Origin of the sequence: Bacillus sp. NEAU-242-2 (assembly GCF_027853835.1) — a bacterium.
Lineage (GTDB): Bacteria > Bacillota > Bacilli > Bacillales > Bacillaceae > Bacillus > Bacillus velezensis.
Window position 1 is genome coordinate 215,936 of record NZ_JAPNNY010000003.1, and the last position, 13,254, is coordinate 229,189.

12 protein-coding genes are annotated in these 13,254 nt (G+C 47.1%); 2 read left to right on the plus strand and 10 right to left on the minus strand.

What is annotated here, in order from left to right; all coding sequences use genetic code 11:
• Positions 1–71 precede the first annotated feature (71 nt).
• The 7 genes from OWN49_RS11265 to OWN49_RS11295 all read right to left on the minus strand — a co-directional run bounded on the left by OWN49_RS11265 (position 72) and on the right by OWN49_RS11295 (position 7,041).
• Positions 72–3,233 carry a bifunctional cytochrome P450/NADPH--P450 reductase gene (locus tag OWN49_RS11265; protein WP_176283439.1) on the minus strand — a complete coding sequence of 1,054 codons (3,162 nt, stop codon included), beginning with the start codon at positions 3,231–3,233 and terminating at the stop codon, positions 72–74.
• Between the two features lie 27 nt (positions 3,234–3,260).
• The gene (locus OWN49_RS11270; protein ID WP_003152789.1) at positions 3,261–3,827 is read right to left on the minus strand and encodes a TetR/AcrR family transcriptional regulator; all 567 of its coding nucleotides are present in this window, start codon (positions 3,825–3,827) and stop codon (positions 3,261–3,263) included.
• Positions 3,828–4,036: 209 nt separating this feature from the next.
• Positions 4,037–4,576 carry a class I SAM-dependent methyltransferase gene (locus tag OWN49_RS11275; protein WP_077722629.1) on the minus strand — a complete coding sequence of 180 codons (540 nt, stop codon included), beginning with the start codon at positions 4,574–4,576 and terminating at the stop codon, positions 4,037–4,039.
• Between the two features lie 172 nt (positions 4,577–4,748).
• Positions 4,749–4,904 carry a hypothetical protein gene (locus OWN49_RS11280; protein ID WP_007408227.1) on the minus strand — a complete coding sequence of 52 codons (156 nt, stop codon included), beginning with the start codon at positions 4,902–4,904 and terminating at the stop codon, positions 4,749–4,751.
• 173 nt (positions 4,905–5,077) lie between these two features.
• Entirely contained in the window at positions 5,078–5,218 is a 141-nt protein-coding gene (locus OWN49_RS11285) for a YrzI family small protein (RefSeq protein ID WP_077722630.1), read from the minus strand.
• A 389-nt stretch (positions 5,219–5,607) separates the two neighbouring features.
• Positions 5,608–6,408 carry a formate/nitrite transporter family protein gene (locus tag OWN49_RS11290; RefSeq protein ID WP_007408225.1) on the minus strand — a complete coding sequence of 267 codons (801 nt, stop codon included), beginning with the start codon at positions 6,406–6,408 and terminating at the stop codon, positions 5,608–5,610.
• A 264-nt stretch (positions 6,409–6,672) separates the two neighbouring features.
• Complete coding sequence (locus OWN49_RS11295) at positions 6,673–7,041, minus strand: DUF2294 domain-containing protein (RefSeq protein WP_003152783.1); 369 nt, start codon at positions 7,039–7,041, stop codon at positions 6,673–6,675.
• Between the two features lie 306 nt (positions 7,042–7,347).
• Here OWN49_RS11295 and fdhF point away from each other — a divergent pair, with 306 nt between their 5' ends.
• Positions 7,348–10,290, plus strand: a complete 2,943-nt coding sequence (gene fdhF, locus OWN49_RS11300; RefSeq protein ID WP_154066755.1) for a formate dehydrogenase subunit alpha — start codon at positions 7,348–7,350, stop codon at positions 10,288–10,290.
• Positions 10,291–10,307: 17 nt separating this feature from the next.
• Positions 10,308–10,799 carry a DUF1641 domain-containing protein gene (locus OWN49_RS11305; RefSeq protein WP_003152780.1) on the plus strand — a complete coding sequence of 164 codons (492 nt, stop codon included), beginning with the start codon at positions 10,308–10,310 and terminating at the stop codon, positions 10,797–10,799.
• A 38-nt stretch (positions 10,800–10,837) separates the two neighbouring features.
• Here the strand turns inward: OWN49_RS11305 and OWN49_RS11310 are convergent, their stop codons facing one another.
• The 3 genes from OWN49_RS11310 to OWN49_RS11320 form a co-directional block, all read right to left on the minus strand.
• Positions 10,838–11,068, minus strand: coding sequence for a YrhC family protein (locus tag OWN49_RS11310; protein WP_013353003.1), 231 nt, complete (start codon positions 11,066–11,068; stop codon positions 10,838–10,840).
• A gap of 83 nt (positions 11,069–11,151) precedes the next feature.
• Positions 11,152–12,294 carry a bifunctional cystathionine gamma-lyase/homocysteine desulfhydrase gene (locus tag OWN49_RS11315; RefSeq protein WP_077722631.1) on the minus strand — a complete coding sequence of 381 codons (1,143 nt, stop codon included), beginning with the start codon at positions 12,292–12,294 and terminating at the stop codon, positions 11,152–11,154.
• Between the two features lies 1 nt (position 12,295).
• Positions 12,296–13,219, minus strand: coding sequence for an O-acetylserine dependent cystathionine beta-synthase (locus OWN49_RS11320; protein ID WP_077722632.1), 924 nt, complete (start codon positions 13,217–13,219; stop codon positions 12,296–12,298).
• Positions 13,220–13,254 lie beyond the last annotated feature (35 nt).

Here is a 13,254-nt window from a genome sequence, read left to right on the forward strand (position 1 = left end):
TTCAGTAGATTTCAAATATCGTGCCGACTTTCTTCAATTAAAACACAATCTTCAATTGCCTTACGCTTCTGTTACACACCTGCCCAAACATCTTTCGCATATCTTCCTTCCGCCTGCAGCTGTTCAAGCCAATTCGAGGAAGCTTTTGAATCAGTGTTATGCACCTTTTCATACGCCTGAAGCAGTACATTTTCGACAGCCGGAGCCATTTTGCTTCCGTCTCCGCATATATAGAGATGGCCGCCTTGGTCAAGAAGCGCAATAATCTGTGCAGCCTCGCGAAGCAGGACATCCTGTACGTAAACTTTACAGTCCTGATCTAATCTGGAATACGCCCGATGCACGGTGACAAGGCCGTTTTTCTCCGCATGGTCGAATTCATCTTTGTACAGATCGTCTTCTTCAGGATGTCTGCAGCCGAAGTATAAATGAGCTTCGCCCAGGCTGTTACCGGACATTTTTTCTGCTGCCCGCGCCTGGATAAATCCCCTGAACGGTGCAATTCCGGTGCCTGCTCCGATCATAATGAGAGGCGTTTTCGTATTTTCAGGCAATGCGAAACCCGACTGCGGCGAGCGGATGAAACAGACGGCAGAATCGCCATTTTGTAATCCGGCTAAATAGTTCGAAGCCACGCCCCTGTATTCTCCCCGGCCGCTCCACGCCGGAGCCGTCACAACGCCGACCGTGATACTGAGCTCCCTTTTGTTTGACTTCGGTGAGCTTGAGATTGAATAATAGCGCGCCTTTAAGGACGGCAGAAGTTCTAAAAAGCGCTCAAACGGCAGTTCACAAGCCGGATAATCTTCCAGCAGGTCCAGCATGGTCATTCGTTTTTTCAGCACGTTTTCTTTATATGCCGCATCGTCAGAATAAAGATGCTCCAATTCTTTTTGGTGCGGCGGGCACACGGTATGGGCGGCAAGTTCGCGAAGCTGGGCTCTCGTTGCCGGTTCCTGCAGCTCTACATATGACGCCAAAAGCGCCGGCGCATTAACCGGCCGGTCCATCGGCAGATGAGGCAGCTGCCGGCCCTTGATCTTAAAGTGCTGGTTCGGATCAAGACCGAATCGGCGAATGACACGGCTGATCAGTTCCCCGCTGTTTTGCGGAAGCACCCCGAGATGGTCTCCTTCCCGATACGTTTCGGTTTTCGGGAGACGCAGCTCAATATGCCGGACTGAACGCTTGCTGCTTTCGGTATGAAGCTCTTTGTTTGTGATGACTTCCGCCTCAAATGCTTTGTACGTTTTGGCAATCGGCGTCTCGGCTGCTTCACTTACGTATTCGATTGATAACTGTGATTTGTTTGCCTGTTTTGGAGCGGCCTCTATATGAAAAGCCTTCATGATGTCCTTCCAGAATGAGTCTTCCCAGGCTTCCTGACTGTACTCAAAATCATCGGCATTGTCGCCCTCCCCGATAGAAGTCAGCCTTTTTGCCCCTTTTTCTTCAAGCACTTTGTCTATCAGGCGGGGGATCCTCTGGTAAGTGGCGGCCCAGTTGCGGTCTCCGCAGCCGAAGACAGCATAAGAAACACCCTTTAATTCCTGATCTTCAAGGGTTTCCATCCATTTCACAAAACCCGCCGCATTATCAGGCGGCGCCCCGTTATAAGAAGCCGTCACAATAACGACTGCGCCTTTTACAGGCAGTTTCCCTGCATAATCATCGAGCGGGCCGGTTTCAGTTGAAAATCCTTTGCTTCTGCCGATGTCAGCCAGCTCTTCCGCAATTCCTTCCGCAGTTCCCAAATTTGAACCGTAAAGAATGAGAAGCGGCGTTCCGTGGGACGGTATTTCTTTCGTTTCTTCTTTGTGACCGCTGCCTTCAGCTTTATGGTTTTGTGCGGACTGCTGATTGGACACATCCTTGTTTTTCACACGGATTTTAAAATCACCGGGCTTAATGGTTAAAGCTTCTTTAATCGTAAGCTCATAATCAGTATGATCAATCAGTTCAAAGTGTTTAAGGACAAGGCCGAGCACCATTGTCGCTTCCTGCAGGGCAAACTGCATCCCGATGCATGCGCGCTGTCCGTTTCCGAACGGCTTATACGCATCAGCCGGAATTGCCGCGGGATCGCTGAACCTTTCCGGACGGAATAACTCGGCATCTTCTCCCCACGCGCTTTTATCCCGGTGCAGCTGCGGAGTCAGAATCGTCACCGGCTGTCCCTTCGCAATCGGATATTTCCCGCCGAGAACCGTATCTTCTTTCGCGTACAGGGAAAATGCCGGGGCAGTCGGATACAGCCGCAAAGTCTCGTTCAGCACCATGCGGATATATGTCAGCTGCTGAATCTGCTTATATTCAGGTGTCTCTCCCGTCAGCACCCGCTCGGCTTCCTGAACGGCTTTTTTCAATTTATCTTTATTTTTCAGCAGGCAGTATATCGCAAAAGAAAGCAGCCCGCTTGTGGTTTCATGCCCCGCGATCAAAAAGGTAATGATTTGATAACGGATATTTTCATCATCCAGCCTTTCCCCTGTTACAGGATCTTTCGCTTCAAGCATCAATGCTAAAAGATCAGACAGATTCTCATCCGGATTTTCTCTCCGCTCAGCGATGATCCGGTCTACGAGTTCATTCATCACTTCAATATCCTGCTGGAACTGATGTCTCGTTTTGATCATCAGCTTGTCCTGCAGGCTGTGTCTCTGTGATTGGCGCATTGCCTCCTGCAGCGCGCGAAGCATGCTCGTGATAAAAGGATGCTGTGTGTCGCGGTAAAAGCTGTTAAAGCGGTAATGAAATCCGCACAGGCCGATTGTATCCAGCGTCAGGCGCGTCATATCTTCAGCGACGTCAATTTCTTCATTCGGATTTAACCTGCTCCACTTCTGCACGAGCTGCATGGCAATATCAAGCATCATTGAATGATAGCCTTTCATCGCCTTCTGGCTGAAGCTCGGCAATAAAATCCGATGCGCTTTCTGCCAATTCTTTTCGTGAGTCCAGCTCGTAAATAGTCCGTCACCGCCAAACTCACGGACTTTCAGCAAGGCTTTGCTGAGGTTTTTATCAAATCGCTTTTCATCACAGACTTCTGCCGCGAGCTCGCGGCCTGAGACGAAGACCCCGACAGAGCTCGGAAATTCAAAACGAAAGATCGGGCCGTATTCTTCGGCAATTTTCCAGAGCGATTGTGACAGTTTTTCTTTTTCCAAGTGAGGGAGATTTTTCAGAGGTCCGTATGTTTTCGGCTGCGGTATAGCGCTTAGCTGTTTCATATCGATCTTCCTTCCTTCGGCGAATAATTAATGAGTTCTGATGGCATCCCAAGAACATTGTTCCAGTTCTTTCAGAAACGGTTTTGTTATTTCGACGCTTCCCGTCCGAATAAGCTGATAGAGTTTGAGATATGCCCCGAGCAGCAGCGCCATCAGCACATTGGACGGCAGATTGCGGAGCACACCTTCAGACTTGCCGCGCTGAAAAAAGACGTCAAGCATCTGTGTTATTTCATCAAGAAGCTTACGGCTCGTTTCATTCAGAAAGTAGGCGTCCTTATTCGTTTCAAGAAAAAACAATGCATACTCACTTTCCTTCGTAAAATCAATCAGACAATAAAACAGGTGATGAAACCCTTCTCTTACAGAGATACCCTGAAAGTCCGTTTTGACTTTTTTCATAAAACGCTGCGCACTTTCCTGATACAGTACGTTCACAAGTGTCTCTTTACTGTCAAAGTAACGGTAGATTGTGCCGGTTCCGACATCGGCCTGAGCGGCAATCATCGGAATCGTCGTGGCGTCAAATCCTCTATCTGTAAACAAAGTAAGCGACGCTTTCATAATGAGTTCAACCTTGTTTGAAGCTGTCATTTCATCCCCCTTTCTAAATGCGGAATGAATGTTCATTCCGTTTGTTCAAAATATTTAAAATGTACGGTCATCTGATTACCATTGTATAAGAAAAAAACTTTTTTTAATATAAAATAGATGTGAAATAACCAAAAATAAGGAAATATGCCCAATTTCACAAAAAGAGCTGCAGTGACTTAAGCAGCTCTTTTTATTTCCCAAGAAATATTCTATTTAATGGCAGTAATAAAATGGAATGAATCTCTGCTGACAACTGAAATGTCTCTGAAATGCTGATCATAGAGCACCTGAATCACATCCTTCTCACTCATCCGCGAAGGTTTCAAAACCATATAGAAACATCCGTCAATTTGAAGAACGCGGTACACTTCTTTACATGCTGTCCTGTAATCGCTGACTGTTTCAGCAGTATGTAATGAGAAAACTTTATGAAAGCTGCGATCGCGGAACGGTAAGCTTTCAGGCCTCCCCTGCTGAATGTTTCCGAGCCCGGCTTTTATAACCGAACGGTTTGCGCGCTGTGTTTTCCGTATTTTACGTTTCGATGTTTCTATCCTTTTAAGACTGCCCTTTTCAAGCTGTCCGATGATTTGTTTAAACATTGAGCCGTTTCCGGTCCCGATTTCCAAAATGCGGTCGTATTCCTGTATGTCCATCAATATTTGCTGAATGACTGACTCTGCCGGTTCTGATGCAGCAAAGTATTTCGCGCGCATTCGTTTTAATGCTGAAGATGTATGTTGCAACATTGTATAACACCCGCTTTTCCATTCCTGTGATTTATTATTCAGAAATAATATTACCTCGTATTAGTATGAGGTACTAACTAGACGCACTTCTCTTCATGAACGTTTCGATTTATTTGAAATTTATATTTGTTTTCATAAAAAAAAGACGGAAAACGTAGGTTTTCCGCCTGCTCTAGTACCAATAATACGGTGCTATATATCTTGTCTGCCGGGAAAGCGCCGCCATTCTCTGCCGGCGATACGGGTTGCCGTAGCCGTGTTTAAATGAATGGGGCATTGACGCATACCCGTGCCCGATGGATGGAATTCTGTTCTGACCGCCTTGCATGCTATCACCCGCTTACCAATTTTTCTTTCTTTACCATGGTATGCAGGCCGTCTGCGACGTGACAGCAACATCCTCGCTAAACCTGGTCCTTCTCCATTGTGTAATGATTCAGCAGTTCAATTCTGAACATGATGATCTCCTCCTTCTCCTCCGTTTTGGCCCTTCGTGTCCGTTCAGTTCATATAAAAGTGTTTCAGCTGTCGTTCTTTCGCTTCATTATAAAACTCTTCGACCTGCTGTTCTCGTTCATACTCTTCCGCACTTTTAAAACGCTTTGAAATGGTCAGTGTTAAAAAGAGAAGATTAATGGTCATTATCGCTCACCCCCTTTCAATATCCGCACAAGCGAAAATAACCCGCAGCAAACTTCATATGCGCTGCGGGCAGACTAAATCCGCAGACAAAAGAAGACGGAGCTTCTTTCCCTGCGGGGAGCTGCGAATGTCCTGATACTCCGAAATTAACGTGCTTGACGGGCAGAGGTTAAGGAAGGACACGAACTCTTCCACAGGCTGAATCGGTTCAATTGTAAATTTTGATTGCCGTTTAACGTCGTCATGTGATTCAACCTCCCTTTGCTTTTTTCTTACTTTGTAAGTATATCCATCAGCTTCCATTTTGTAAACATTTTTTTCAAGATTTGGACGGAAAATGTGCTGGCATTCCGCTTCAATTGTCCGTGTTTTCCGGCATCTTTCTTACCTCAGGAAACTCTTTTCATCCCTTGCTTTTTCTGATCTTTTTTTGAATATGCAATAAAATAAATAAGGCCGACAAACACTGCCCCGCCGATTACATTCCCGATAAAGGCCGGAATGAGATTGCCAATCAGATCACCCCACGAAAAAGAACCTGCAAAAATCGCAGCCGGGATGATAAACATATTGGCTACAACGTGCTGAAAACCAATTGCGACAAACGCCATAATCGGAAACCATATACCCGCGATTTTTCCGGCTCCGTCTTCTGCGCCGAAAGAAAGCCAGACGGCCAAACAGACAAGCCAGTTACAGCCGATCGCCGAAACAATGACTTTTCCAAACGGCATATCCAATTTGCCTTGTGCGACCGCAATCGTTTTTTCCAAGTAAGGTCCTGTTTCGGTTAATCCGACAACATGTCCGAAAAAGTAAGCGACAAACAGTGCGCCGACAAGATTCATCAACGTCACGATCACCCAATTTTTCACTAATGCACCGGCGGATATTCTTCTGGAAAACAGCGCCATAGATACCGACATCATATTTCCCGTAATCAGCTCCGCGCCGGCAAGAACGACGAGCACCAATCCGATGGGAAACACGGACGCCCCGATTAAACTCGACAGGCTTCCCCATTCTTTCGGAAGGTCGCCGATGACACGGATATCAAGCAAATAACCGAGTGCGATAAACGCTCCTCCCAAAAATCCTAATACAATCAGTGCTGAAAGCGGTGAATGCACCTTTTTTACCCCTGATTCGACCGCAAGCTCCGCTATTTCGTCCGGTTTACGAAAAGCCATAATAACCCCTCCATTTATCATTTCAGCCCGCAGTTTCCAAAGGCGCCTAACAAAAAAGGCAGCATTCAAACAGCCCGTCTAAAACGGGTTTGAATGCTGCCTAACTTGTATGCATACCCATACAACAATATCAAGCAGAATGAAAATATTAGCTATAGAAAATGTACAGATCATGCACACATTCCATAAAAAAATCGTCCTTAAGCCACTGCTGGCAGTTCATATCATATCAAATGTGACAATTTCGTGTCAATTGAATTTTTTTCAGCTTTTGATTTCTTCACGGCGCTCTTCAATGGTTCGGTCAAAGACAAATACAGACACCGCAATATTCTCTTCGATCTTGATGTCTGAAAACAGATGCACGAGCTTTGCTCCGATGAGCTCTTCCATTCCGTCAGGCGTTTGTTTTGAATACAGTTCCTGAATTAAGCTGGTCCGCGCCGCATGAACCATTTCTCTTCCTTCAGGCGTGCGTGCGATAAACTGCTCACTTGCGCTTAGATTGCCGTAAAGCGTTGATACCGCCATGTTATCCACAAAAACGGTGTGAATTCGTTCCGGCCCCTTTCCAAATAATTCTTTGCGCAATTTCCGGATAATATCGTTAAATTCATGAATTTTTTTAGACATATTGTCCCCTCCGATTTCAGCCTATGAAAGACATTCCCGGTTCCCCTTTTTGACATTTCACCTGGTTAAAGTTTTCCTTTCGTATTGTATTATAATAAATATCACCTTATAATAAAAGCAGTGAAGATGGATTTGTAATAGGAAACGTGTTACGAGTCTATCGTTTTATACAAATAGGATTGGTCTGTTAGTAAGACTTGCTAGTGAACTATTCCGCCATGCGTATTTATACCGTTCTCCGGACAGGAGGCCGGTATCTATGTGCATGGCTTTTTTTCGAGTTTAAAAGATGGAGGGGAATTGGAAGTGACAGACGTTCAGTCTATCCGTGTCAAAATTGACGGCACGGAGTATGAAGCACCAGAGGGGTCAAAGATTTTAGATATTTTAAACCAAAACGGAATTGAGATTCCGCAAATATGCCATGTACCGGAAGTAGATCCGATTCAAACATGTGACACCTGTATTGTTGAAGTAAACGGGAAATTGCAGCGCTCTTGTTCCACGGCTGCAGAAAACGGGATGTCCATCTCGCTTACGTCGGGAAGGGTAAAAGAGGCTCAGACAGAGGCCATGGACCGCCTGCTCGAGAATCACCTGCTTTACTGTACGGTATGCGATAACAACAACGGCAACTGCACACTGCATAATACAGCGGAAATGATGGGAATTGAGCATCAGAAATACCCGTATACGCCGAAAGATGATTCAAAGTGCGCGGTTGATATGTCTCACCCGTTTTACCGCTATGATCCGAACCAATGCATCGCCTGCGGCCAATGTGTGGAAGTGTGTCAAAACCTTCAGGTGAATGAGACCCTTTCAATTGATTGGGAGCGCGACCGCCCGCGGGTCATTTGGGATGAAGGCGTCGCCATTAATGAATCATCCTGCGTCAGCTGCGGCCAATGTGTCACTGTCTGCCCTTGTAACGCACTGATGGAAAAATCAATGCTCGGCCAAGCCGGATTTATGACAGGAATAAAAGAAGATGTCATGGAACCGATGATTGATTTAGTGAAAAATGTTGAACCCGACTATACAAGCATCTTCGCCGTGTCAGAAGTGGAAGCGGCTATGCGCGATAAACGGACGAAAAAAACAAAAACAGTCTGCACGTTCTGCGGCGTCGGATGCTCTTTTGAAGTATGGACAAAAGGCCGTGACATCCTTAAAATTCAGCCTGTTTCCGATGCTCCGGTTAACGCGATTTCCACTTGTGTGAAAGGGAAATTCGGCTGGGACTTCGTGAATTCGGAAGAACGGATTACAAAACCGCTTATCCGGAAAAACGGCGCATTTGTTGAATCGTCATGGGAAGAAGCTCTTGACCTTGTCGCTTCAAGACTCGGTTCGATCAAGGCCGAACACGGAAATGGTTCTGTCGGTTTTATTTCTTCTTCTAAAATTACGAATGAAGACAACTACGTTATTCAAAAATTAGCGCGTCAAGTATTTGAAACCAACAACGTGGATAACTGTTCACGCTACTGCCAGTCACCGGCAACGGACGGCTTATTCCGCACAGTCGGTATGGGCGGCGACGCCGGCACAATTAAAGATATCGCAAAAGCGGGCCTCGTGCTCATCGTCGGCGCCAATCCGGCAGAAGGACATCCGGTTCTGGCCACACGCGTGAAACGCGCCCATAAGCTGCACGGACAAAAATTAATTGTTGCCGATCTGCGCAGAAATGAAATGGCTGAACGGTCCGACCTCTTTATCAGCCCGAAACAAGGGACTGACCAAGTCTGGCTCATGGCAGTGACAAAATATATGATTGACCAAGGCTGGCACGATCAAGCGTTTATTGATGAGAATGTCAACTACTTTGAAGATTATAAAGAAACGCTGAAAAAGTATACATTAGAATATGCGGAGCGCATCACCGGACTTTCTCAGGATACAATCATCCGCATTGCCGAAATGATTCGTGATGCAGACGGCACTTGTGTTCTTTGGGGCATGGGCGTTACCCAGAATACAGGCGGCTCTGATACATCAGCGGCGATTTCCAATCTGCTGCTTGCCACAGGAAACTACCGCCGTCCGGGCGCCGGAGCCTATCCGCTGCGGGGACATAACAACGTTCAAGGCGCTTGCGATATGGGAACTCTTCCAGGCTGGCTTCCGGGGTATCAGCATATTACCGATGATGCGGCACGCGCTAAATTCGAAAAAGCTTACGGTGTTGAAATTGACGGCAAGCCGGGTCTTGATAATATCGAAATGCTCCATGCGATTGAAGAAGGAAACATGAAAGCCATGTATCTTGTCGGTGAAGATATGGCGCTCGTCGATTCAAACGCCAACCATGTTCATGACATTTTATCCAGCCTTGATTTCTTTGTTGTGCAGGATATTTTCCTTTCAAGAACGGCGCAATACGCGGATGTCATCCTGCCTGCAGTTCCATCTCTTGAAAAAGACGGAACATTTACAAACACAGAGCGGCGTGTGCAAAGATTGTATCAGGCGCTTCCGACGCTTGGTGATGCTAAACCGGACTGGTGGATTATTCAGGAAGTCGCCAATCGTTTAGGCGCTGATTGGAATTACACGCATCCAAGCGATATTTTCTCAGAAATGGCGAGCCTTTCTCCGCTGTTCGGAAAAGCAAGCTACGACGTTCTTAGCGGCTGGAACAGCTTCCTGTGGGGAAGCTTTACGGGAGAGAGCACTCCGCTTCTTTATGAAGACGGCTTTAACTTCCCGGACAAAAAAGCCCGTTTTGCGCTGAGCGATTGGGTGGAGCCTGCCGTATTCCCTGAAGAATATGACCTGCATATTAACAACGGACGGATGCTTGAACATTTCCACGAAGGAAACATGACAAACAAATCGAAGGGCATTCAGTCTAAAGTGCCGGATGTATTTGTTGAAGTATCGCCGGAGCTCGCGGCTGAACGCGGAATTTGCGACGGAACAATGATCCGGCTCGTCTCTCCTTTTGGGGCGGTTAAATTGAATGCGCTTGTGACAGACCGTGTCCGCGCAAATGAGCTTTATCTGCCGATGAACTCTACAGATAAAGATTCTGCGATTAATTTCCTGACCGGGCCTGCGTATGATTCACGGACACATACACCTGCCTATAAACAGACAAAAGTCCGCATGGAAGTGCTCGGCTCCTGTGATACACCGCCGCTTCCGAAAACGAATCCGCGGAACAAAAAACGTCATCCGCAAAACAGTGTGGAAGCTCAGCGAAAATGGAACCGTCCGGGCTATGTGCACCTAACTGATTAAGGAAAGGAGGAAACATTATGGCAAGCCCAATTACTGAAATTCAAAAAGAAACGAAAACAGAGGAACAGCTGAAAGCTGAAAAACTGGAAGAACTGAAGACGCTTCTCGCAGAAAATGAAGAAGCCGTCGCGAAAACGATGTCCATTATGGCAGAGCTGAATGGCTTGGGCATTTTTGATGCCGCCGGCTATATGCTCCAGGCAAAAGAGGAGATTGCCAAAATCGCACTCGGACAGATTTCCCGGGAACCTGTCACCAATCTTCTGAATACGATGATGGCCGCGGGAGGCGCGCTGTCAAAAGCTGATCCCGAATTTATGGGCAGACTTTTAGAAAGCGCCATGGCCGGGACGGATCAGGCGCAAAGATTTTTAAAGGAGGACAGGAAAGTCAGTATGTTTGAACTGATGAAAGCCGTCGGTGATCCTGATATTAACCGCGCGCTCGGCTTCGGGCTTCAGTTTTTAAAAGGAATGGGAAAAGAATTACGCGAAACCCCGTCTGAATAAGAAATGAAAAAGCCATTGTCAAAAGACAATGGCTTTTTTTATTCATCGGCCTCTTCCAGCCTCTTTTTATAAATAAGTGAACGGTCAACGCAGAAATAAGCACCCGCTAAAAATGCACAATCCGTTACAAACATCAGCATTTTCTGGCCCGCAGTCAGCCCTTGTCCGGGAAGAACCGCGCCGATATAAATGAAGGTGCTGACTGCAAGCAGAATAAATGCGTAATGCTTAAAATCTTCTATTAATGATTTCAGTCTTTTCTTCTCCATATAAGGTCACCTGCCAGTTTTATAGTCTACCAACATTATAATACAAGCTGACAGCCGACAGAGAATGTAAATCTATCCATTCTTTATAAAAGGGAATCAAGCGCCTGTTTCACATCCGCCGTTAAATCCTCAGTATCCTCAATACCGATTGAGATCCGTACGAGCCCGTCGGTAATGCCAAGCGCAAGCCGGCGGTCGCGCGGGATCGAAGCGTGCGTCATTCTGGACGGCACGGAGATTAAGCTTTCAACCGCTCCTAAGCTTTCAGCGATTGTAAACAGGTTCAATTTTTCTAAAAATGCGTCGACGCGTTCACTGCTGCCGATATCAAAGGAAATCATTCCGCCGAAACCGGAGCTTTGCGCTTTTGTCAGCTCATGGCCCGGATGTTTCGCTGATCCCGGATAGTAGAGCGTCTGAACGGCATCATGCGCTTCAAGCAGCTCGGCGATTTTCCCGGCGCTGTGATTGATGGCATCCATTCTGAGTCCCAGTGTTTTAATGCCTCTCATTAAAAGCCATGAATCCTGCGGTCCTAAAACGCCGCCCGTTGAGTTTTGCACGTAATGAAGCTTTTCACCGAGCTCTTTATCAGCCGTCACAACTAAGCCGCCGACGACATCGCTGTGGCCGCCGAGATATTTTGTTGCGCTGTGAAGCACGATGTCCGCGCCGAAGCTGAGCGGCTGCTGGAAATACGGCGTGTAAAACGTATTATCGACGATAAGCAATACGCCCGCTTCTTTTGCGATGTCAGACATCAGTTTGAGGTCAGTCACTTTCAATAGCGGGTTTGTCGGTGTTTCGATATAAATGGCTTTCGTATTCGGGCGAATGGCCTTTTTGACTTTTTCTTCACTGCTCGTATCAACAAAGTCCGCTTCAATGCCGAAGCGGTTCAGCACACCTGTCATCACCCGGTAAGTGCCGCCGTATACATCATCCGTCAAAATAACATGATCGCCGCTGTCAAACAGCATCATCACGGCAGTAATCGCAGCCATGCCTGAGCCGAACGCATATCCCGCCGCGCCGCCTTCAAGCTCCGCAATTAAGCTTTCAAGCGCCGTCCGCGTCGGATTGGCCGTTCTTGAATATTCATAACCCGTGTGCTCGCCCGCTTTCGGCTGCCGGTACGTGCTTACTTGATAAATCGGTACGGAAACCGCTCCTGTTTTTTCATCTCCCGTAATTCCTCCGTGCACCATCAGCGTTTTTTTCTTCATCTTACTGACCTCCTTGAAAAATGTTTTTGCTTATATATCGATCGCTGCCGTCAGGGAAAATAGTGACGATATTTGATCCGGCGGGCGCTTTTTTCGCTTCTTCAAGCGCTGCATAAAGAGCCGCCCCTGAAGAGCTTCCGATTAAGAGGCCTTCTTTCTCGGCCGCTTCTCTGACAAGCGAAAACGCCGTATCGTCTTCCACTGTGTAAATGGCGTCAAAATGGTTCTCGTCCATATATTCCGGGATAAACTCCATGCCGATGCCTTCCGTTTTATGGGCATGCGGCTCTCCTCCGTTCAGGATCGAGCCTTCCGGTTCAACGATCACCGTTTTGACGGCAGGATTTTTCTCTTTTAAATAAGCTGCCGTACCGGCAAAGGTGCCGCCGGAACCCGCTCCTGCGACAAAGGTGTGGATATCCCCGCCGAGCGCGTTCCATATTTCAGGTCCGATCGTTTTATAGTAAGTCAATGGATTTACTCGGTTTTTAAATTGCAGAACGGCATAAGAATTATTAATCTCTCTCTCCAGTTCAAGCGCTTTTCGAATGGCTCCCTGCATGCCTTCTTCTCTCGGGGTATGCACGATGTCCGCTCCGAGAGCTTCCATAATTTGCTGCTTTTCTCTGCTGAAATGCTCCGGGACGCAAAAAACGGCGCGAAGCTGATGCTTTCTGGCGCACAGAGCGAGTCCGATCCCGGTGTTTCCGGCAGTCGCTTCGATGATAACACCGCCCGGTTTCACCTTTCCCGTGCGAAGCGCATCTTCAATGAGCATTCCGCCCAGCCTGTCTTTAATGCTTCCGCCCGGATTCATCATCTCAAGTTTAGCATAAACCGCTGTTCCCTCCGGTATATCAAAATGCTTGAGACGGAGCAGCGGTGTATTTCCGATCAGTTCTGTAATATCTGTTATCACGTTCAATATGTGTCCTCCTCCTGGAAAAGCGGAGGAGAACG